The following is a 19300-nucleotide window of genomic DNA, read 5'->3' as shown; positions in this document are numbered from 1 at the left end:
ACCGGACCTCCTGTCACAGCGATCCGTAGAGAGCGTCGATCAGCGCCATCTTCCGCGGGTCGTCGGCGATATGAGGCCCCATCCGGTTCATGACGTACCCGAGCGACACCTCCGCCTCGGGGTCGGCCAGCCCGCAGGAACCGCCGAACCCGTCGTGTCCGAAAGCCCGCGGGTTGGGCCCGTACGACGCGTTCGGCCCGCTGAGCCACAACCCCAGCCCGATCTCGGTCTCGCTCTCGAAACCGGCGCCCAGCACCAGGTCCCGGCAGCTGCCCTGTCCCTCGCGCACCCGCTCGGCCGCCTCGGGCGACAGGACGCGCCGGCCGTCGTACGTCCCTCGTCCCGCGAAGACGCCGTACAGCTGAGCCACGGCGCGGGCGGTGCCGTGGCCGTTGGCGGCCGGGATCTCGGCGGCCCGCCACTCGGGCGTGTTCGCCTCGGTCGCACCCGCCAGGGGGTTGGCCAGCGCGGCCAGCGCGAGAGGCGTCAACTGGCTGAAGATCGCGGCCTGTTCACTGCTCGACGCGGCCGGAGGATGGACCAGCTTCGCCGCTCGCCCGTACTCCTTCTCCGGCAGCCCGATGGTGAAGTCGATGCCGAGCGGCCCGGTCACCTCCCGCTCCAGGAAGGCCCCAGGAAGCAGCCCCGACACCCGCCGCACCACCTCGCCGACCAGGAAGCCGTACGTCAGCGCGTGGTACCCGGACTGCGAGCCCGGCTCCCACCAGGGCTCCGTCCGCGCGAGCCGACGCGTCGTCAACTCCCAGTCGTAGAGCTGCTCCAGCGAGTGCGGCTCGCGCGGCCCGGACAGGCCCGCCCGGTGCGACAGCAGATGCCGTACGAGGACCTTCTCCTTGCCCGCCGCGGCGAACTCGGGCCAGTACACGGCCACCGGCGCGTCGAGGTCCAGCAACCCCCGGTCGGCGAGGATGTGCGCGCACAGGGCCACCGGCCCCTTCGAGGTCGACCACACATTGACCAGCGTGTCCCGCTCCCACGCCCGGGTGCGAGCGGCGTCCGCCCATCCGCCCCACAGATCCACCACGGTCCGCCCGCCGACCGTGACGGCGACCGCCGCGCCCAGCTCGCCCCGCCCCCGGAAGTTCTCCTCGAACGCGACACGCACCGCCGCGAAACGCTCGTCGCAGTGCCCTTGAACGCGGGCTTCGTGCTCGGACATGGCTGGCCTCCGTCGTCCGCCGACAACCCGGACCGCGGCACTGCGGTCCGGGCTCGATGAACGTACCGACTGGTCGGACTGGAGGGAAGACCCGGTACCTCAGGCGTACGAGCGCAGCCAGCGCAGCTTCAGCGCCTCCTGGTAGGGGCCGCCGCCCTCGTGGTCGTTGAAGTCGTAGACCTCGATCTCCTTGTCCTCGTGCGCCCAGGCGTTGAACGCCGCGAAGACCGTGGAGGGCGGGCAGGTCTGGTCCTCCAGGGCCGCCGAGAAGAGGGCCGGGGCGCGGCCGCGGGCGGCGAAGTGGACGCCGTCGAAGTACGACAGGGTGCGCAGGGCGTCCTCGGTGCGGCCGCGGTGGGTCTTGAGGAACAGGCCGATCTCACGGTACGGGTGACGGTCCGTCAGAACCGCCGCCCGCGGGTAGTCGCACAGGAACGGCACGTCCGGCGCGACGGCGACCAGGTCCGGGACCAGGCCGCCCACGGCGATCGTGATGCCGCCGCCCTGGCTCGTGCCGATCGCGACCGTGCGGGAGGCGTCGGTCGAGGGGTGCGAGCGGGCCGCCTCGATCGCGCGCACCGCGTCCGTGAACACCCGGCGGTAGTAGTAGTTCTCGGGTGCGTCGATGCCACGCGTCATGAACCCGGGGTAGGCGGGCGCCCCGCCCACCGGGTCCGCCGTGCCGCCGCCCCCGCCCCACGCACTGCCCTGGCCGCGGGTGTCCATCACGAAGTGCGCCCGGCCCGTGGACGCCCACAGCAGATGCTGGTGCGGCAGCCCGCGCCCGCCCCCGTACCCGATGAACTCCACGACCAGCGGTACCGGTTCGGCGGCCCCGGCGGGCAGCGTCAGCCAGCCCTTCACCGGGTGCCCGCCGAACCCCGCGAACGTCACGTCGTACACCTCGACCGTCGTCAGACCGGTGTCGACGAGCTCGAAACGGGCGTCCAGGTCGTGCCCGCGGGCCTCCTGGAGGGTCTTGGACCAGAACGCGTCGAAGTCCTCGGGCTCGGTGGACTTGCTGCGGTACTCGTGGAGCTCGTCGAGGGGGAGGTCGAACAGGGCCATGCAGGACCGCCTTTGAAGAGGACCGGTGATGATCACACCGTACGTGTGACGTCGGACGACCCGCCAGGCCCTCGCCCGGTCACCTGTCTACGATGACGCCATGACGTCAGCCGTGGATCTGCTGGTCGAGGACGCCGGACTACTGGTCGTGGACGGGGGTCGGGAGATCCCCGGCGGCTGGGTCGCCGTCACCGATGGCCGGGTCACCGCCGTGGGCACCCCGGGAAGCGAACCCGAGGCCGCGACGACCGTCTCCGCGAAGGGACGCCTCGTCACCCCGGGACTGGTCAACACCCACCATCACATCTACCAGAACCTCACCCGCTCCTACGCTCCCGCCGTCAACGGCACCCTCTTCGACTGGCTGACCACGCTCTACCCGCTGTGGGCCGCTCTCGACGAGGAGGCCGCCTACGTCTCCGCCTACGTGGGCATGGCCGAGCTGCTCATGGGCGGCTGCACGACCTCCTCGGACCACCTCTACGTCCACCCGCGTCCCCGCCTGGTCGACGCCGAGATCCGCGCCGCCCGCGACATCGGCTTCCGCTTTCACGCGACGCGCGGCTCGATGACCCGGTCCGTGGAGGACGGGGGACTGCCGCCGAGGAGCGTCACCCAGAGCACGGACGAGGTGCTCGCCGACAGCGAGCGTCTGATCAAGGCCCACCACGACCCGGCCCCCGGCGCGCTGATCCGCGTCGCGCTCGCCCCCTGCTCGCCGTTCTCGGTCACCAAGGAGGTCATGACGGCCACGGCCGAACTCGCCGAGCGCCACGACGTACGCCTCCACACCCACCTGGCCGAGGACCACGACGAGGACACGTACTGCCTGGAGACCTACGGCTGCCGGCCCGTGGAGTACTTCGAGGAATGCGGCTGGATGACCGGCCGCACCTGGGTCGCCCACTGCATCTACCCGAACGACGACGAGCTGCGGCGCCTGGCGGCCGCGGGCGTCGGCGTGGCGCACTGTCCCAGCTCCAACATGCTGATCGGCGGCGGCACGGCGCGGGTGCGCGAGATGCGCGAACTGGGCCTGCCCGTCGGCATCGGCTGCGATGGCTCGGCCTCCACGGACCACGCCTCCCTCTGGATGGAGACCCGCAACGCCCTGCTGCTCGGCCGCTACCGCGGCGGCCCCGGTGCGATGACCGCGCGGGACGCCCTCGACATGGCCACCCGCGGCTCGGCCCGCTGTCTCGGCCGCGACGACGAGATCGGGCACCTGCGGCCCGGTGCCTGCGCCGACCTCGTCGTCTGGGACCTGCACGAGGTCGCCCTCGCGGGCGCGCTCAGCGACCCCGTCGAGGCCTGGCTGCGCTGCGGACCGGCCCGGGCGTGGACGACGGTGGTGGCCGGGCGGGTCCTCGTCGACCGCGGGGAGCCCGTACTGCCCGGTCTGGCGGAGGCGTTGCGGGACCATGGGCGGATCGCGCGGCGGATGCAGGGCATGAGCTGAGCTCCCACCGGCGGCCGTCCTGCGCCCGTACGGCCCCGCTCATGCCCACCGGCGGCCGTCCTGCGCCCCTCACGCCCACCGCCGCCGCGACCACTCCGGCTCGGTGCGGGCCCAGTCCTCCTCCCACTCCGCCAGCCGGCGCCGCGTGGCCACATGGCGTACGACGGCACGGCCCAGGAGGATCAGCGCGACCGCGCCGCCCGTGGCGCAGGCGCCCATGGTGAGGGTGTACTGCCAGATGGAGAAACTGTCCGGGGGCGCGGCGACGCTACGGCCTCGGGAGTCGAACCACACCTCCACCACGTCACCGTCGCGCGTGCCGCCCGGGACCCGCGCCGAGGCGGTCCGCTCGCTCCCGTCCGGCTCCGTCCAGCGGACCGTCGTGCGGTACGAGTGCTGTCGGGCGCTCTGCATCGTGGGCGCCGAATCGGAGTCCCTGCCGACCACCTCGGCCCGCACGCTGTGCCGCTCGGCACGCTGGGACACCGCGGTCTCCTGCGCCTCCGCGCGGGCCCACCCGCCCACGGCCACCCCGGCGAGCGGCGCCGCCACGAGCAGCAGCACGGCGACGGCCAACGCGGTCCACGCCTCGACGACGTCGGACCGTCGCCGCAGCGGATTCGCCCGCCAGCGCCAGCCACGCACCCGAGCTCGCATGTCGACCTCCGCACCGCGTACGCCTGCGAGTGCCCACACAGATCCAGTACCCGCTCACAGCCTCGCTGCACCGGAGTGCCCGGCGGCGGCGCCGTGAAACGACGGGACGGCGCGCGGGGTCAGCCGAACCGTTCGATCCGGATCCGCTCCACCGGCTGTCCCGCCGCGACCAGCAACCGCGACGCATGCTCCGCGAAGGCGTTGGAGCCGCACACATAGGCCTCCCACCCACCGGGAGGCTGCTCGGCCAGGAGCGGCGCCACATGTGCGGCCGCCATACGTCCCACCGGCACACCCTCCGGCGCGCTCCGGGTGAAGACGGGTGTCGTCTCGGCGCCGAACTCGCCCGCGTAGATCAGCTCCTCGGGACCGCGCGCCGACACCAGCAGCCGCAGTGGCACGGACAGGCCCTGGGCCCGGTGGTGCCGCACCATCGACATCAGCGGGACGACCCCGGAGCCGGCACCGATCAGCAGCGCGGGCCGGTCACCGGGCCAGGCGAAGAAGCCGCTGAGCGGGCCGCGCACCTCGACCTGGTCACCGACCGCGGCGACCGTGTGGAACCATCCCGACACCTCGCCGCCCGCGACATGGTCCAGGGTCAGCTCGATGTGCCCCGCGTCGTCGGGCGCGGACGCGATCGAGTAGTGGCGCTGGGCCACATAGCCGTCGTCGGCGGTCAGCCGCAGCATCAGATGCTGACCGGGCAGATGCCCCGCCCACGCGGGCACCGCGAACCGGAAGGTGGCCGCGTGCGGGGTCTCCCGGCGGATCTCGGTGAGCGTGGCGGTCTGCCACAGCGCGGCGGCCCGGTTGCTCACCGCGATGCGCCCGGGCACGGCGAACCGCGTCGGGGGCGTGAAGGAGGCCAGGGTCTCAGTCACCGGAGTACCTCTGCTCCTCCCACGGGTTGCCCCGCGCGTGATAGCCGTTCTGCTCCCAGAACCCCGGCTCGTCGTGGTCGAGGAGCCGCAGGCCCGCGATCCACTTGGCGCTCTTCCAGAAGTACAGGTGCGGCACGAGCAGCCGGGCGGGCCCCCCGTGCTCGGGGGGCAGCGGCTTCCCGTCGAACTCCCACGCGATCCACGCCTTGCCGCCCGTCACGTCGGCCAGGGGCAGGTTGGTGGTGTAGCCGGTGTGGGAGTACGCGACGACATGGGTGGCGGACCCATGGGGCCGGACCACATCGAGGAAGGCGTCCAGCGAGACACCCCCGAACCGCACCCCGAACTTCGACCAGCTCGTCACACAGTGGATGTCACCCTCGTACACCGAACCCGGCAGCGTGTGCGCCTCGTCCCAGTCCCAGGTGCGCGGTTCCTCGACCAGCCCGTCGACGCGGAAGGTCCACTCGGCCGCCGACAGCTCCGGGGTGACCTCCGCGGACAGCACGGGCCAGTCGTCGCCCGCGTCGTACTGGCCGGGTGGCAGCCCGGTGTTGAGGACGCGGGGGCGTCCGGTGAAGCCTCGGGTGACGTTCATGGTTCAACCGTACTGGGTCGTCGGCGGTGCTCCGTCCCTGGTCAGGACGGCGATCATTGCGGCCGTATGAACACTGCGCCGACTGGGGAATAGCCGCTCGCCGATCTTCCTTCCGACTGGTGCCCGGCGCGAGCGAAGGAGAGTGGGAGCGATGCCCAAGGCGTATGTGTTCACGCGGTACGGCGGTCCGGAGACCGAGGCGCTCGTCGAGGTCGAGCGGCCCGTGCCCGGACCCGGACAGCTGCTGGTCGCGGTGCGTGTCGCCGGCGTGAACCCGGTCGACTGGAAGCTGCGGACCGGATACCGCCGGCCCACCGACACCGGCGAGCGCGTGTTCCCCGCCGTCCTCGGCAGCGAGGTCTCCGGTGTCGTCGAAGCGGTCGGCGAGGGCGTCGACGGGTTCGCGGTCGGGGACGAGGTCTTCGGCAACACCCTGACCGGCGGCTACGCCGAGTACACCCTGCTGCCCGTCGCCCTGGCCGCGCACAAGCCAGCCGGGCTGTCCTTCGCCGACGCCGCGACCCTGCCCGTGGCCGCCGCGACGGCGTACGACGGGGTGCACCAGCTGGACCTGCCCGTGGGAGCCACCCTGCTGGTCACCGGCGCGGGCGGCGGGGTCGGTGCCGCGACCGTGCAGATCGCGCGGGCGCTCGGACTCCGCGTGGTGGGCGTCGCGAGCGCGGGCAAGAAGGACTTCGTCGAGTCGCTGGGCGCCCTCCACGTCCCGTCCGGACCGGGCTGGTCCGACCGGGCGCAGGCGGCGGCACCGGACGGCGTCGACGCGGTCTACGACCTCGTCGGCGGCGAGGTGCTGACCGAGGCGGCGAAGCTCCTGACCGACCGGACGAAGCTGATCACCGCGGGCGCCCCGGAGGACGACGTGAAGAGCCTGGGCGGCGCCCGGGTGACCCGCGCGCGTACCTCCGCCGTCCTGGACGCCGTGGCGCGGCTGGTGGTGCAGGGCGATCTGGACCCGCACGTCGTCCAGCGGTTCCCGCTCGCCGAGGCCGGCGAGGCGCTGCGCACCGTCGAGGACGGTCACGCGCGCGGCAAGGTCGTGATCGAGGTCGCCGGATGAGCCACAGCACGACGCCGGCGGGCGTGCCCCACTCCGGCGCGCCCCACATCCTCGACAACCCCGCCCTCGCCTCCCTGACCGGCCCGCACGCCCACTTCGCCGAGCGCCGCGGCCGTGTCGTGCGCTATCCGCTGGACGTCTCGCCCTGGCTGGCCCTGCCCGACGAACCGGACGCCGACGACTGGGCCGACCTCGCGGCCCTCGCGGGTCCCGGTGCGGAGGTCCCGCTGCCCGGCTACCGGGGCGAGGTGCCCGACGGCTGGGAGATCACGGCCCGTATCGACGGCGTCCAGCTCGTCGACGACGGGGTGGCCGCCGCACCGGAACCGGAAGCCGTCGTCCTCGGCCCCGCCGACGTGCCCGAGATCCTCGACCTGGTCGCACGCACCCGGCCCGGGCCCTTCCTGCCGCGCACCATAGAGATGGGCACCTACCTGGGCATACGACGGGACGGCGCCCTCGTCGCGATGGCGGGGGAGCGGCTCCACCCGCCCGGGTGGACCGAGATCAGCGCGGTCTGCACCGACCCCGCCTTCCGCGGCGAGGGCCTGGCGACCCGGCTGATCCACGCCGTCGCGTACGGCATCAGGGAGCGCGGTGAGACGCCGTTCCTGCACACGGGCGCGGGGAACACCGGCGCGATCCGGCTGTACGAGTCCCTGGGCTTCCGGCTCCGTCGTACGACCGCGTTCGCCGCGGCACGGGCGCCGGAACGGCTGGTGGCCGTGTCCTAGACGTTCACTCCTCCCGCGGGCCCGACCAGGCGTTGTACCGCACGAGGTAGTCGGCGAACCGCGCGAGATCCTCCTCCGGCCAGTTCGCGAGCCGCTCCTGGAAGGCGGCCCGGCGGCTCACGGTGACCTGGGCGAGGATCCGCCGGCCGCGCTCCGTCAGATGCAGCACCTGGACCCGGTGGTCCTGCGGGTCCAGGCGCCGCTCGACGAGCTCGGCGCGCTCCAGCGCCGCCACCTGGCGGCTGACGGTGGACTTGTCGAGGGCGTAGTGCGCGGCGAGGTCGGTGGCGCGGCAGCCGTCCTGCTCCTCCAGATGCCCGAGCAGCGTGTACGAGACCAGCGACAGCTCCGGGTGCATCCGGCCCGCCGAGGCCCGGGCCCGCCGGGCGAAGATCGTCATCTCGCGCTGGATGCTCTCGACAGCCTCGGTCGCGTCCACGGGACCTCCTCCACGGTTCTGGTTGCATAGTACAACTCGACCGGAGTTGCGCATGCCAACCATGGGAGGACGTGAGCGGATAGGGTTGCCGCTCCCATGACTTCCACTTCCCCCCGCTCGCCCGACTCCGTCGTGGCGGCACTGCGCGCCGCGGGCTGTGTCTTCGCCGAGGACGAGGCCCGGTTGCTCCTCGCCGCCGCCCGCACCCCGGACGAGCTCACCGCGATGGTGGACCGCCGCGCCTCGGGCGCCCCTCTCGAACTCGTCGTCGGCTGGGCCGAGTTCCGCGGACTGCGTATCGCCGTGGAGCCCGGGGTCTTCGTTCCCCGCCGCCGTACCGAGTTCCTCGTCGAACAGGCCCTGGCCCACGTCCCGGACGCCTCCGTCGTCGTGGATCTGTGCTGCGGCTCGGGGGCCGTGGGAGCGGCCCTCGCCGACGCGCTCGGCGGCGCCGAACTGCACGCCGCCGACATCGACCCGGCCGCGGTGCGCTGCGCGGCCCGCAACATCGCCCCCTTCGGCGGCCACGCCTACGCGGGCGACCTCTACGAGGCGCTGCCCGGGCGACTGCGCGGCCGCGTCGACATCCTCGCGGCGAACGTGCCGTACGTCCCCTCCGACGAGGTCGCCTTCCTGCCCGCGGAGGCGCGCGAGCACGAACCGCTGGTCGCCCTGGACGGGGGCGGCGACGGCCTGGACGTGCTGCGCAGGGTCGCCGCCGAGGCATCCGAGTGGCTTGCGCCCGGCGGCTGTCTGCTCGTCGAGACGAGCGAACGGCAGGCGCCCACGGCCGTCGACGCCTTCACCCGCGGGGGGCTGGCATCGCGGGTGGCCGTCTCCGAGGAGTGGTACGCCAACGTCGTGATCGGCGTCAGGTCGTAGCACCGCTCTCGGAGGGGCGCGGCTTGGGCCACTCGCGGTGGTCGTGGCCCGGGAGGCGGTCGCGCCAGTTCTCGGGGCCCTTGCGCTCCCAGGTGCCGGCGACGACATGGGAAGCGGTCCGGGTGCCGCCGTCGGAGCGGGTACCGGCCACGAGGACCGTCTCGTCCTGCTTGAGGTCGTCGGCCCCGGAACTCTTGCCGCCCTCACGCACCACGGTGGTGTCCGCGTTCACGGTCCAGGTCCACGCGGCCCCGTCCTCGCTCTTGACGGTCACCTGGTCGCCGTCCACCGTCTCGACGGTGCCGCGCTGCCACACCCGCACGACCCACTCGCCGGTGTCCCGGTCCTTCACCGTCGTCTCGCCGTGCACGGCCTCACCGCCGACGCCGAACCGCCAGCCGGGCCCGTGCCGTTCGCCCGGTGCGGGCGGGGAGGCGGAGGGGGAGCCGGAGGCGGCGGGCGTCGCCCCGCCGTCCGAGCCCGACGAGCCGGCCGCGTAGGCGACCACCGTGCCGCCGAGGGTGAGCGCCGCGACCGCGACCGCCGCGGTCACCGCCCGTGCGCGCACGGACCGATGTCGCCAGCGGTCTCGTAGCGGAGTGTGTTCGCCAGGCCCGACGAGTACCTCGGGCGGTGTCGCTTCCTGATCCGGATCGTGCGTCATGGCTCGCTCCCACCGGGCATCCGTGTGCCACGCCTTGCTGAGATTCTGATGGGCGGCCGATAAGAAGCGGGTAACGGCTTCCTGTGAATCGGGAAGGTCAACCCGGCATCTGGGCGCGGGCGATGAGCAGCGCCACGTCGTCGGAGTTGTCCGGCTGGTGCAGCGTGCGCAGCAGCAGGTCGCAGACCTCCTCCAGCGGGCGGTCGGGGCCGTCGAGGAGGTCCAGGAGCGCGTCCAGGCGTTCGTCGAGGGGGTGTTGGCGGGTCTCGACGAGACCGTCGGTGTAGAACACCAGCCGGTCGCCCGGTTCCAGGTCGACGGTCGTGGTGGAGAAGGCGACCCCGCCCACGCCCAGCGGCGCCCCGGTCGGCAGGTCGAGGAGTTCCGGCTTGCGTCCGGCGCGGAGGCGGACCGGTGGCAGGTGCCCGGCGTTGGCGATCCGGCACTGGCGCAGATGCGGGTCGTGGACGGCGTAGACGCAGGTGGCGATGGACTCCTTGAGGTCCTGGGTGATCCGGTCGAGGTGTTCCAGGAGCCGGGCCGGTTCCAGGTCCAGGGAGGCCAGGGTGTTCGTCGCGGTGCGCAGCCGGCCCATGGTCGCGGCGGCGTTGATGCCGCTGCCCATCACGTCGCCCACGACCAGCGCGGTCTTGCAGCCGTCGAGGGGGATCACGTCGAACCAGTCGCCCCCGACCTCGGCGGTCGCCCCGGCGGGCTGGTACCGGGAGGCGACCGCCAGACCGCCCGTCACCGGCGGATGGCTGGGCAGCAGGCTGCGCTGGAGGGTCAGGGCGGTGTCGCGGGCGTTCTGGTACCAGCGGGCGTTGTCGATCTGCACGGCCGCGCGGGCCGCCAGCTCCCGGGCCAGCAGCAGGTCGTCCTCGCTGAACGGCAGCGGATTGCGGGTGCGTTTGAGGTCGAGGGCGCCGAGCACCTCGCCGCGCGCGATCAGCGGCACGGCCAGATACGAGTGGACGCCCGCCCGGGCCAGCTGTCCCGCCGCCTCGGGGGAGCGGGCGATGCGGGGCAGATCGGCCGGCTCGACCTCGGCCACCATGACCGGCCGGCCCGTGCGCACGCACTCGGTGACGAGCCGGTCGGCACCGTACCGGGCGACCTGCCCGGGCGGGTCCGCGGCGCTGAGCGCCTCCGAGTCGTGGTCCGCCTGGACGGCGAGGGCACGGATCACGGCCGGCTCGGTGGGGCCGAGGATGCTGCGTCTGCCTTCCACCACCGCGTCCAGCAGATCCACGGCGGCGATGTCGGCGAGCTCCGGCACCGCGACGTCGGCCAGCTCATGGGCCGTGCGGTCCAGCTCCAGGGTGGTGCCGATACGGGCGGAGGCGTCCGCGATGACGGCCAGGCGCCGCCGGGCCTCCTCCGCGGCGACGGCGGCCCGGTGCTGGTCGGTGATGTCCACCACCGAGGCGGCGACACCCAGCACGGTGCCGACCGCGTCCTCCAGCCGGTAGAGCGAGAGCGACCAGGCGTGGTCCTCGTCCGGGTACGCCGGGGTGCGGCCCAGGGTGTGCTGGTCGACGAGCGGGCGACCGGTCTCCAGGACCCGGCGTGCCGCGGCCTCGACGCCTTCGACGTCGATCTGCGGCAGGACCTCGCCCATCGTCCGGCCGATGTGCTCCTCGGCCGGGACGCCGTTGAGCCGTTCGAGTGCCGGGTTGACCGAGACGTACCGCAGGTCGGTGTCCAGGACGGCGAGTCCGATGGGGGACTGGGAGACCATCCGCGTCGACAGCGCCACGTCGCGTTCCAGGCGGCGCACGGTGTCCTGGTCGGCCGCGAGCCCCAGCGCGAACACGTCCCCGCGGTCGTCGAGCAGCCGCATGTTGCGGAACTCCACCAGCCGCGTGCTGCCGTCCTTGCGCAGGATCGGAAAGGCACCGGCCCAGCCCTCGCCCGTGACCATGACGTCGGCGAACAGCTTCACGACCAGGTCGAGGTACTGCTCGTGCACCATGATCCGGGCGGCGAACTGCCCCAGCGCCTCGCGTGCCGAGTAGCCGAACAGCTCCTCGGCCTGCGGGCTCCACAGCACGATCTTCCCCTCGGCGTCCAGCACCACCGAGGCCACACCCAGGACGTCGAGCAGCCCGGTGGGCCGCACCGCCCCGCGCACCGGCCCGTCGCCCTCGGCGACCGGAGACCCGGTTGCACTCATCGCACGCACCGCCTTCGACCGTTCACACGGCACGTCGTCCCCCGTGCCGACTCCCCTGTTGTACCGCGCCCAGTCGCCTCCGGAGCGTCTGTGGCGCCCTCTTCCACCATCCCTCAACACACCGGAGAGCGTCCGGCGACGTTAGCAGGGCGGCACCTCTCCCCTTGGTCTGTACATGACCAAGAAGCCCCGCCAGACTGTCCGCCGAGCACGCTCACCCCCACAGAGGAGTCGCCTGCCATGGCCCTGCGCGCCCGGCAACGTTGTCACGCCGTCCTCACCGGACTCGTCGCCCTCGCCACCACCGCCGTCCTGGCCGCCGCCCCGCCCGCGGCGGCCGCCGACACCTGGACCGAGGTCGGCTCCGACCGCGCCGACCCCCTCACCGAGAGCCAGGGACTGACCTCCGTCGAGGTCCCGGCGGGCGGCGCCAACCGCTACACCGGCATCGGCACCATCCCCGCCTCCGTGTCCAGCCGCGGCTGGAACCACGTCGGCGACCCGGACGCGTCCTACGACGGCCACTACATCGAGCCGTACCAGGCCGACTCGGGCACCGCGAAGATGTTCCGGGTGCAGGCGCCGGGCGGCGCGTGGTCGGAGTACGTCCACACGCTCGGCGGTGGAGAGGCGCTGAACAACTCCTGGGTCGCCGTCGCCCCCGCCGGCCAGTGGATGCTCGCGGGTGAGTACGGCACCATGAGCCGGCTGCTGGTCTTCCCGACCCCCGGCGTCAACACCAGCACCTCGCCCTCCGCGAATCTCCCGCGGGTGTCCACCGTCAATCTCGACCACGCCGTACGGGACGTACAGGGCTGCGACTTCGTCACCGCGACCCAGCTGCTGTGCTCCTCCGACGACCCGGCGGGCACCCTCTTCGGCATCACCAAGCCGCTGCTCCAGATCGACCTCTCCGCCGCGCCGAACGGCACCTCGGACGTCACCGGGCATGTGACGGCGTTGCGGCAGCTCCCGTTGCGCAGCGGCTGCTCGGGGACGTTCGAGGCGGAGGGCATCGACTACGACCGCCGGAGCGGGACGCTGCGGGTGATCGTCGTGTCTCCCGGGTTCTGTGTGCTGACCGACAGCAAGACGTACCGGTTCACCAAGAGCTGAGGTCTTCACTGGTCCCGTCGGCACAGTGGTGCTTTTCTGGGGATGTGGCGCGGTTCGCTGGGAACCCGTGGGTACCGCGCCACCGACGAGAGGAGCCACCGTGATGGACCGATCGCATGAGGAGTCCGTATCCATCGAGATCAGCGGATGCAGCAAGGAGGACGCCCGGATCGTGTTCGACACGCTGTCCACGTGCTTCGAGTCGGACCGGGGTGCCGACGAGGTGCCCCAGCAGCTTCACGAGACACGGCCCATGGTGTGGCTCGGGACGTTCGAGGTCACCGACACGCACGAGTGTCCGCCGCCCGCGAGGCTGTCGTCCTCCGTGGAGGCCGACGCGCAGGGCGGCTACTGGGCGATCGAGCGGTTGCGCACCACGCTGGACTCCATGTTCACGGTGCGTGAACTGTCGTCGGCGTCCGGGGATCAGGAGCGGGAGCTGCACGTACGTCTGGAGAGCCGCTGAATCAGACCGCCGCGGAGGGGTCGTCGTTTCGCTGCGGGTCCGTGGGGGCTTGTCGCGCAGTTCCCCGCGCCCCTTTGGGGCGCGTTGTCGGGCCGCCGGCCAAGAGGCCGGACACCGTTTCGCGGTAGACGGCGAGCACCGTCGGCAGGTCCGCCAGGCATGCCCGCTCGTCCGTGCCGTGCAGGCCCTCGTACCGCACGCCGAAGCCCGCCGTGGCCGGGATCCCCTCCGACGCCAGCAGGTTGCCGATGTTGGAGGGTCCCGCCGTCTTCGCCCGGACCGTCAGCCCCGCACGGGTGGCCGCGGCCAGGAGGGCGGCGGCGGGCTGCTGGTGCTCGGTGAGGCGGAAGGGTGGCCAGGACGCCACCGGAATGACCGTGGCCGGTGTGCCCAGCTCCGCCACCGCCGCGCCGACCAGCGCCTCCGCCGCCCCGGCGTCGAACGTCGGCGTCGTGCGGATGTCCACGCCCACCTTGCACCGGTCGGGCACCACGGAGAAGCCCTCGCCGCCCCGGATCGAGGTCACCGTCAGCTTCGGCGGCAACGGGAACTCCCCGTCGGCACCGGGTAGTTCGCTCGACTCCAGCAGCCGCACGAGCCGCGCCGCACGGGACACCGCACCCGGCGTCGTACGCCTCGCTCCCGAGTGCCCCGACTCCGCGCGCACCGTGATCGTCGCCCGCCAGAACCCCCGCCCGCCGACCACCACCTCGTCCAGCCCGGGGTAGCCGATCATCACGCCCGCCGGGCGTACCGCCTCCGCATCGGCCAGGTAGGCGCGGGCCCCGCCGAAGCCCCCGGTGTGCTCGTCGACGTCCAGCAGCACCGCCAGCCCGCCGGCGAACGCGCGACCGCGCAGTTCCGCCGCGATGACACAGAACATCGCCGCCGCCAGCTTGGAGTCCGCCGCGCCCCGCCCCCGCAGCCAGCCGTCCACGACGTCCCCGCAGTCCGGTGGGAACGACCACGCCCCCTCGTCCCCGAAGGGCGCCGTGTCCACACAGGCGTCCAGCGCCCACCAGGGTCCGGGCCGGCCGCCGTAGACCTCCACCAGCAGACCGACGAGGGCGCCCTGGTCGTCGTACAGGCGCCGCCGCGGCAGCTCCCGCGCGGTCAGCCAGTCCTCCAGAACGCCCAGGACAGGGGCGTAGTCGTCGATTCCGCCGCGGCTCGGGCGGCGGATCAGCTGCTGGGCGAGTTCGACGATCTCCGCGGTCATGGGGTCACTGTGCCCGAGGGTGTCCCGTGTCACGCACCCTCGGTTATGCAACTAGTTGCACAAAGCGTCGGCCGTCCTCTACAACAGAAGCCACGACACCCGCGCACGGAGGGCCCCGATGAGCCGTTACCCGCACCTGCTGAGCCCGCTGGACCTGGGCTTCACCACGCTGCCCAACCGGGTCCTCATGGGCTCCATGCACGTCGGCCTGGAGGAGGCCGAGCGTGGCTTCGAGCGGATGGCGGCGTTCTACGCGGCACGCGCGCGTGGGGGAGTGGGCCTGATCGTCACCGGCGGAATCGCGCCCAACGAGGCGGGTCGGCCCTACGACGGCGGCGCGAAGCTCACCACCGAGGCGGAGGCCGAGCAGCACCGGACCATCACCGACGCCGTGCACCGCGAGGGCGGCCGGATCGCGATGCAGATCCTGCACTTCGGCCGGTACGCCTACCACGAGGGCCTCGTCGGGCCGAGCCCGATCCAGGCGCCGATCAGCTGGGTCCCGCCCCGCGAGCTCACCGACGCCGAGGTCGAGCAGACCATCGACGACTACGCCCGCGCCGCCCGCCTCGCCAAGGAGGCCGGCTACGACGGTGTGGAGATCATGGGCTCCGAGGGTTACCTCATCAACGAGTTCATCGCCCAGCAGACCAACCACCGCACCGACCGCTGGGGCGGGTCGTACGAGAACCGCATGCGGTTCCCTGTCGAGATCGTGCGGCGGGTCCGCGAGGCCGTCGGTGCGGACTTCATCATCATCTACCGCCTGTCCATGCTGGACCTGGTCCCCGGCGGCTCCACCCACGACGAGGTGGTCACCCTCGCCAAGGCCGTCGAGGCGGCCGGCGCGACCATCATCAACACCGGCATCGGCTGGCACGAGGCCCGCATCCCCACCATCGCCACCTCGGTGCCGCGCGGCGCCTACACCTGGGTGACCAAGAAGCTCATGGGCGAGGTGTCGATCCCGCTCGTCACCACCAACCGCATCAACACCCCCGAAGTCGCCGAGGAGTTGCTCGCCGACGGGTACGCGGACATGGTCTCGATGGCGCGTCCGATGCTCGCCGACCCCGACTTCGTCACCAAGGCCGCGGCGGGCAGACCCGAGGCCATCAACACCTGCATCGGCTGCAACCAGGCCTGCCTCGACCACACCTTCAGCGGCCAGATCACCTCCTGCCTGGTCAACCCGCGCGCCTGCCACGAGACCGAGCTGGTGCTCTCCCCGACGCGGCTGCGCAAGCGCGTCGCGGTCGTGGGCGCGGGCCCGGCAGGACTCGCCTGTGCCGTGAGCGCCGCCGAGCGCGGTCATGACGTGACGCTCTTCGACGCCGCGGGCGAGATCGGCGGCCAGCTCAACGTCGCCCGGCAGGTCCCCGGCAAGCAGGAGTTCGACGAGACCCTGCGCTACTTCCGCCACCAGCTCGACTGGTACGACATCGACGTACGGCTGAACACCTGGGTCGCCGCCGAGGACCTCGCCGCCTTCGACGAGGTCGTCGTCGCCACCGGCGTCACCCCGCGCACCCCGGACATCCCCGGTGTCGACCACCCGAGCGTGGTCGGCTACCTCGACGTCCTGCGCGACCGCGTCCCCGTCGGCGAGCGCGTCGCCGTCCTCGGCGCAGGCGGCATCGGCTTCGACGTCGCCGAGTTCCTCACCGACGGCGGCGACAAGGCGCACGAGGACCCGGCGACCTACTTCCGCCTCTGGGGCGTCGACATGGACCACACCGGCCCCGGCGGCCTCGCCGCCCCCGAGCGGCCCGCCCCGCCGCGCACCGTGCATCTGCTCCAGCGCAAGACCACCAAGGTCGGCGCCGGGCTCGGCAAGACCACCGGCTGGATCCACCGCACCGAGCTCAAGCACCGCGGCGTCACCATGGTCCCGGGCGTGCGCTACGACCGGATCGACGACGCCGGGCTCCATGTCACCGTCGGTGAGGAGAGCACGGTCCTGGAGGTCGACACCATCGTCCTGTGCACCGGGCAGGAACCGCGCCGCGACCTGTACGACGCACTGGTCGCCGCCGGCGTGCGCGCCCACCTCATCGGCGGCGCCGACGTGGCCGCCGAGCTGGACGCCAAGCGGGCCATCAAGCAGGGCACCGAGGTCGCGGCCGCCCTCTAGGGGCCGCGCGGCCCTCCCTAGGATGACTCCATGTCACTCCCGCACGCGATCCTCACCGCCCTGCTGGAAAGGCCGTCCTCGGGGCTGGAGCTGACCAGGCGTTTCGACAGGTCGATCGGCTACTTCTGGTCGGCGACGCATCAGCAGATCTACCGCGAGCTGGGAAAACTCGAGACGGAGGGCCACATCCGGGCCCTGACGCCGGAGCAGCCGGCCCGTGGGCAGAAGAAACGGTACGAGGTGCTGCCGGCGGGCCGGGACGAACTGGCCCGCTGGGCGGCCGCGTCCCAGGACCCCAAGCCGTACCGCGACAGCCTGTTCCTGCGGCTGCGCGCGGCGGCCGTGGTCGGCACCGAGGGCATCGAGGCCGATCTGCGCCGCCATCTGGAGGTGCACGGCAGGCAGCTGGCCGAGTACGAGGAGATCGAGAAGCGCGACTTCCCGCCCGGGAAGGACAGCCCGCAGGACCGGTTGCAGCACCTGATCCTGCGGGCGGGGATCGATCTGGAGACCTTCTGGACGCGGTGGCTCACCCACGCGCTGGAGGAGTTCGCCGAGCTGCCCGATCAGAGCCGGTAGGGCTTGGCGCGACGGCGCAGGAACCAGGCCGCCGCGATGCTGCCGATCCCGACGAGAGCGGCGCCGGCCCCCAGGGTGAGCGGGCCGTAGTCCTTGGCGGCACCGCCGAGGCCACCCATGACACCGCGCGACGGGGAGGCCGTGGCGGAGATCGTGGGGGTGGTCGCCGTCGAGACGATGACCGACTGGGTGCCCGCCGTGGTGTTGTTCGAGCACATGACGATGACGGTGTAGGTGCCGGGGCTCACGTTCGACCAGGCGGCCGACTGCAGGGAGGTCGTCCCCGACAGCGTCACCTGACGGCCCTGGGCGAAGTTCGCCTGGCTGCTGTTCAGGAGCGAGGCGGTGCCCCAGCTGCCGTTGACCTGGGTACAGGCGCTCGTGGTGACGGAGACCGTGGATCCGGTCGTGCTGACGGAGATCCCCGAAACCGCGACCGCCGGTACGGCGGCCAGCGCGACGGCGGCGGCAGCGGTCAGGCCGGAGCGGAGGAGAAGCTGAGTAGTACGCATGGACTGCCCTCCGGCGGCACGAGTGGCGGTACGTCCCTTGCGCCGCCGAGGTCGGGAATCGCCCGTGCGCCTCAGGGGCAGCCAATGTGCCCGCGGCCCGGAGCGCACCCGGACCGCCCCCGGGCAGGTGACGGATTCCTTCGTACGGCCCAGGCGTGACGCGCTGTCACGGCTCCCCGGCGCCGGTCGTCACCGTCCGCTCCGCCGAGAACCCGCCCCAGGTCCCGTCCGGCAGCTTGGCCCGGATCCGCACCCGGTGGGTGACCCCGGCCTCCCGGCCCAGATAGAAGTCGTACGTCGCCCGGCCGCTCGGCGGGTTCCCGCCGAACACCAGCGAGGTGGCCGGACGCCCGTCCAGGTGGACCTGGTACTCCGTGACCACGCCGTCCGCGCGCGGCGGGACCCAGGACAGGTCGAGGTAGTACGCCCCGTCGTCGGCGAGCCGCGTCCTCGCGCGGAAGTCGGTGGGCGCGGTGCCGCGGCCGTCGTCGGTGCCCGGCGCGGTGGTGAGACGCACGGTGCCGCTCGCCGGGGAGACGTTGTCGGCCGCGTCCCGGGCGCGCACGGTGAAGGCGTAGCGGGTGCCAGGACGCAGTCCCGTCACCACCGTCGCCGTCTGGTTCCCGCCCACGCTGTGGATCTTCGTGGCGCCCTGGTGGATGTCGTACGACAGCACGCCCCGGTCGTCCGAGGACGCGGACCAGGACAGCTGGACGGCCCGGCCGCCGATCACCCGCCCCCGCGGGCTCCCGGGTGCCGTCGGCGGCGAACCGTCCGCCGTCACGGCCGCCGGTGTGGTGGCACGGACCTCCCGGCTGCTCGGGCCCACCTGCCCGTCCGTGTCCCGAGCCCGCACGGTGAAGACGTACGTGGTGGACGGCCTGAGCCTGGTGACGTCCACCATGTGCTCGGAACCCGGTACCTCCTTCACCTTCGTGGTGCCTCGATACACCTCGTAGGCCTTGACGTCCCCGTCGGCCGCGTTCCACATGACATGCACGCTGGTCGCGCTGCCTGCCGCGGCCGTGATGCCCACCGGCGCCGCGGGGAGCCGGCGGGCCTCGCCCCCGTCGCTCCAGCCGCAGGAGGCGAGGAGCGTGAGCGCTGCGCAGACCATCGCGCAGAGCGCTCCGCGGAGCGCGAGGACACGGCGCACGGGACGGCCTCCCCGGGACGGCATTGGTCCGGACCAATATGACTCCGTCGGCGGGAGAACATCAAGAGGGCCGTCCTGGACGACCGGACGGAACGGTTACGTATGCTGAAGCTCCTCAGGTCGAACTCCCCTTGAGGGATCGGGAGTTCGTGCCGTTGGCGCGGGCCGCTGTCGTCGCTGTTCCCGCGCCGGACGCGGGCGGCCGGGCGGCCGGAGCCGACGCGGGCTCAGGCGCCCGGCCCCTGTCGGCAGTTCGGGCACACGGGCCACCGCCCACGGGATGTGCACCGTCCGGCCCC

19 protein-coding genes are annotated in these 19300 nt (G+C 72.8%); 8 read left to right on the top strand and 11 right to left on the bottom strand.

The window, feature by feature from the left end; genetic code table 11:
- Nucleotides 1-13 precede the first annotated feature (13 nt).
- Complete coding sequence (locus tag ACFY0U_RS20905) at nt 14-1180, bottom strand: serine hydrolase domain-containing protein (protein ID WP_388637752.1); 1167 nt, start codon at nt 1178-1180, stop codon at nt 14-16.
- A gap of 99 nt (nt 1181-1279) precedes the next feature.
- Nucleotides 1280-2248 (bottom strand): acetylxylan esterase, encoded by a 969-nt coding sequence (locus tag ACFY0U_RS20900; RefSeq protein WP_388637749.1) that lies wholly within the window; start codon nt 2246-2248, stop codon nt 1280-1282.
- A gap of 100 nt (nt 2249-2348) precedes the next feature.
- Between ACFY0U_RS20900 and ACFY0U_RS20895 the strand changes: the two genes are divergently transcribed.
- The gene (locus tag ACFY0U_RS20895) at nt 2349-3707 is read left to right on the top strand and encodes an 8-oxoguanine deaminase (protein ID WP_388637746.1); all 1359 of its coding nucleotides are present in this window, start codon (nt 2349-2351) and stop codon (nt 3705-3707) included.
- 69 nt (nt 3708-3776) lie between these two features.
- On the opposite strand, the gene ACFY0U_RS20890 is transcribed toward ACFY0U_RS20895, so the two are convergent.
- From ACFY0U_RS20890 to ACFY0U_RS20880, 3 genes are all read right to left on the bottom strand, one after another.
- Nucleotides 3777-4364, bottom strand: coding sequence for a DUF3592 domain-containing protein (locus ACFY0U_RS20890; RefSeq protein ID WP_388637743.1), 588 nt, complete (start codon nt 4362-4364; stop codon nt 3777-3779).
- A gap of 119 nt (nt 4365-4483) precedes the next feature.
- Nucleotides 4484-5248 carry a ferredoxin reductase gene (locus ACFY0U_RS20885; RefSeq protein ID WP_388637740.1) on the bottom strand — a complete coding sequence of 255 codons (765 nt, stop codon included), beginning with the start codon at nt 5246-5248 and terminating at the stop codon, nt 4484-4486.
- Nucleotides 5241-5846 carry a sulfite oxidase-like oxidoreductase gene (locus ACFY0U_RS20880; RefSeq protein ID WP_388637738.1) on the bottom strand — a complete coding sequence of 202 codons (606 nt, stop codon included), beginning with the start codon at nt 5844-5846 and terminating at the stop codon, nt 5241-5243. Before ACFY0U_RS20880 ends, ACFY0U_RS20885 begins: the two co-directional genes overlap by 8 nt.
- A gap of 151 nt (nt 5847-5997) precedes the next feature.
- Between ACFY0U_RS20880 and ACFY0U_RS20875 the strand changes: the two genes are divergently transcribed.
- Both ACFY0U_RS20875 and ACFY0U_RS20870 read left to right on the top strand, forming a co-directional pair.
- Nucleotides 5998-6924, top strand: a complete 927-nt coding sequence (locus ACFY0U_RS20875; protein WP_388637735.1) for an NADP-dependent oxidoreductase — start codon at nt 5998-6000, stop codon at nt 6922-6924.
- Nucleotides 6921-7658, top strand: a complete 738-nt coding sequence (locus tag ACFY0U_RS20870) for a GNAT family N-acetyltransferase (protein ID WP_388637732.1) — start codon at nt 6921-6923, stop codon at nt 7656-7658. The genes ACFY0U_RS20875 and ACFY0U_RS20870 overlap by 4 nt, the downstream gene beginning before the upstream one ends.
- A 4-nt stretch (nt 7659-7662) precedes the next feature.
- Here the strand turns inward: ACFY0U_RS20870 and ACFY0U_RS20865 are convergent, their stop codons facing one another.
- Nucleotides 7663-8097: a MarR family winged helix-turn-helix transcriptional regulator gene (locus ACFY0U_RS20865; RefSeq protein WP_388637729.1), complete on the bottom strand. Its 435-nt coding sequence runs from the start codon at nt 8095-8097 to the stop codon at nt 7663-7665.
- A 96-nt stretch (nt 8098-8193) separates the two neighbouring features.
- On the opposite strand from ACFY0U_RS20865, the gene ACFY0U_RS20860 reads away from it, so the two are divergent.
- Nucleotides 8194-8979, top strand: a complete 786-nt coding sequence (locus tag ACFY0U_RS20860; RefSeq protein WP_388637726.1) for a putative protein N(5)-glutamine methyltransferase — start codon at nt 8194-8196, stop codon at nt 8977-8979.
- Here ACFY0U_RS20860 and ACFY0U_RS20855 read toward each other — a convergent pair.
- Together ACFY0U_RS20855 and ACFY0U_RS20850 are read right to left on the bottom strand one after the other, a co-directional pair.
- Nucleotides 8969-9547 carry a hypothetical protein gene (locus tag ACFY0U_RS20855; protein ID WP_388637723.1) on the bottom strand — a complete coding sequence of 193 codons (579 nt, stop codon included), beginning with the start codon at nt 9545-9547 and terminating at the stop codon, nt 8969-8971. The two genes, ACFY0U_RS20860 and ACFY0U_RS20855, sit on opposite strands and share 11 nt — an antisense overlap.
- A gap of 193 nt (nt 9548-9740) precedes the next feature.
- Entirely contained in the window at nt 9741-11819 is a 2079-nt protein-coding gene (locus ACFY0U_RS20850) for a SpoIIE family protein phosphatase (RefSeq protein WP_388637720.1), read from the bottom strand.
- 240 nt (nt 11820-12059) lie between these two features.
- On the opposite strand from ACFY0U_RS20850, the gene ACFY0U_RS20845 reads away from it, so the two are divergent.
- Both ACFY0U_RS20845 and ACFY0U_RS20840 read left to right on the top strand, forming a co-directional pair.
- Entirely contained in the window at nt 12060-12935 is an 876-nt protein-coding gene (locus ACFY0U_RS20845) for a hypothetical protein (RefSeq protein WP_388637717.1), read from the top strand.
- A gap of 103 nt (nt 12936-13038) precedes the next feature.
- Nucleotides 13039-13401 (top strand): hypothetical protein, encoded by a 363-nt coding sequence (locus ACFY0U_RS20840; protein WP_388637714.1) that lies wholly within the window; start codon nt 13039-13041, stop codon nt 13399-13401.
- Nucleotide 13402: 1 nt separating this feature from the next.
- On the opposite strand, the gene ACFY0U_RS20835 is transcribed toward ACFY0U_RS20840, so the two are convergent.
- A complete protein-coding gene (locus ACFY0U_RS20835; RefSeq protein ID WP_388637711.1) occupies nt 13403-14620 on the bottom strand; it encodes a M20 family metallopeptidase in 1218 nt (405 codons plus the stop codon).
- 118 nt (nt 14621-14738) lie between these two features.
- On the opposite strand from ACFY0U_RS20835, the gene ACFY0U_RS20830 reads away from it, so the two are divergent.
- Both ACFY0U_RS20830 and ACFY0U_RS20825 read left to right on the top strand, forming a co-directional pair.
- Nucleotides 14739-16754, top strand: a complete 2016-nt coding sequence (locus ACFY0U_RS20830) for an FAD-dependent oxidoreductase (protein ID WP_388637708.1) — start codon at nt 14739-14741, stop codon at nt 16752-16754.
- Between the two features lie 30 nt (nt 16755-16784).
- Entirely contained in the window at nt 16785-17333 is a 549-nt protein-coding gene (locus tag ACFY0U_RS20825; RefSeq protein ID WP_388637705.1) for a PadR family transcriptional regulator, read from the top strand.
- Here the strand turns inward: ACFY0U_RS20825 and ACFY0U_RS20820 are convergent.
- Nucleotides 17321-17845, bottom strand: a complete 525-nt coding sequence (locus ACFY0U_RS20820; RefSeq protein ID WP_388637702.1) for a hypothetical protein — start codon at nt 17843-17845, stop codon at nt 17321-17323. The genes ACFY0U_RS20825 and ACFY0U_RS20820 overlap by 13 nt on opposite strands.
- A 166-nt stretch (nt 17846-18011) precedes the next feature.
- Nucleotides 18012-18962 carry a fibronectin type III domain-containing protein gene (locus ACFY0U_RS20815; RefSeq protein WP_388638262.1) on the bottom strand — a complete coding sequence of 317 codons (951 nt, stop codon included), beginning with the start codon at nt 18960-18962 and terminating at the stop codon, nt 18012-18014.
- Nucleotides 18963-19300: the final 338 nt, after the last annotated feature.

The sequence above is a fragment of the Streptomyces sp. NPDC001536 genome, from assembly GCF_042894505.1.
Lineage (GTDB): Bacteria > Actinomycetota > Actinomycetes > Streptomycetales > Streptomycetaceae > Streptomyces.
This window is presented reverse-complemented; position numbering and strand designations above follow the sequence as displayed.

What these genes read in the sequence shown, in the direction of transcription:
- ACFY0U_RS20905 (WP_388637752.1), bottom strand. Translation starts at nt 1,180, where the DNA reads ATGTCCGAGCACGAAGCCCGCGTTCAAGGGCACTGCGACGAGCGTTTC.
- ACFY0U_RS20900 (WP_388637749.1), bottom strand. Translation starts at nt 2,248, where the DNA reads ATGGCCCTGTTCGACCTCCCCCTCGACGAGCTCCACGAGTACCGCAGC.
- ACFY0U_RS20895 (WP_388637746.1), top strand. Translation starts at nt 2,349, where the DNA reads ATGACGTCAGCCGTGGATCTGCTGGTCGAGGACGCCGGACTACTGGTC.
- ACFY0U_RS20890 (WP_388637743.1), bottom strand. Translation starts at nt 4,364, where the DNA reads ATGCGAGCTCGGGTGCGTGGCTGGCGCTGGCGGGCGAATCCGCTGCGG.
- ACFY0U_RS20880 (WP_388637738.1), bottom strand. Translation starts at nt 5,846, where the DNA reads ATGAACGTCACCCGAGGCTTCACCGGACGCCCCCGCGTCCTCAACACC.
- ACFY0U_RS20875 (WP_388637735.1), top strand. Translation starts at nt 5,998, where the DNA reads ATGCCCAAGGCGTATGTGTTCACGCGGTACGGCGGTCCGGAGACCGAG.
- ACFY0U_RS20870 (WP_388637732.1), top strand. Translation starts at nt 6,921, where the DNA reads ATGAGCCACAGCACGACGCCGGCGGGCGTGCCCCACTCCGGCGCGCCC.
- ACFY0U_RS20860 (WP_388637726.1), top strand. Translation starts at nt 8,194, where the DNA reads ATGACTTCCACTTCCCCCCGCTCGCCCGACTCCGTCGTGGCGGCACTG.
- ACFY0U_RS20850 (WP_388637720.1), bottom strand. Translation starts at nt 11,819, where the DNA reads ATGAGTGCAACCGGGTCTCCGGTCGCCGAGGGCGACGGGCCGGTGCGC.
- ACFY0U_RS20845 (WP_388637717.1), top strand. Translation starts at nt 12,060, where the DNA reads ATGGCCCTGCGCGCCCGGCAACGTTGTCACGCCGTCCTCACCGGACTC.
- ACFY0U_RS20840 (WP_388637714.1), top strand. Translation starts at nt 13,039, where the DNA reads ATGGACCGATCGCATGAGGAGTCCGTATCCATCGAGATCAGCGGATGC.
- ACFY0U_RS20835 (WP_388637711.1), bottom strand. Translation starts at nt 14,620, where the DNA reads ATGACCGCGGAGATCGTCGAACTCGCCCAGCAGCTGATCCGCCGCCCG.
- ACFY0U_RS20830 (WP_388637708.1), top strand. Translation starts at nt 14,739, where the DNA reads ATGAGCCGTTACCCGCACCTGCTGAGCCCGCTGGACCTGGGCTTCACC.
- ACFY0U_RS20825 (WP_388637705.1), top strand. Translation starts at nt 16,785, where the DNA reads ATGTCACTCCCGCACGCGATCCTCACCGCCCTGCTGGAAAGGCCGTCC.
- ACFY0U_RS20820 (WP_388637702.1), bottom strand. Translation starts at nt 17,845, where the DNA reads ATGCGTACTACTCAGCTTCTCCTCCGCTCCGGCCTGACCGCTGCCGCC.
- ACFY0U_RS20815 (WP_388638262.1), bottom strand. Translation starts at nt 18,962, where the DNA reads ATGGTCTGCGCAGCGCTCACGCTCCTCGCCTCCTGCGGCTGGAGCGAC.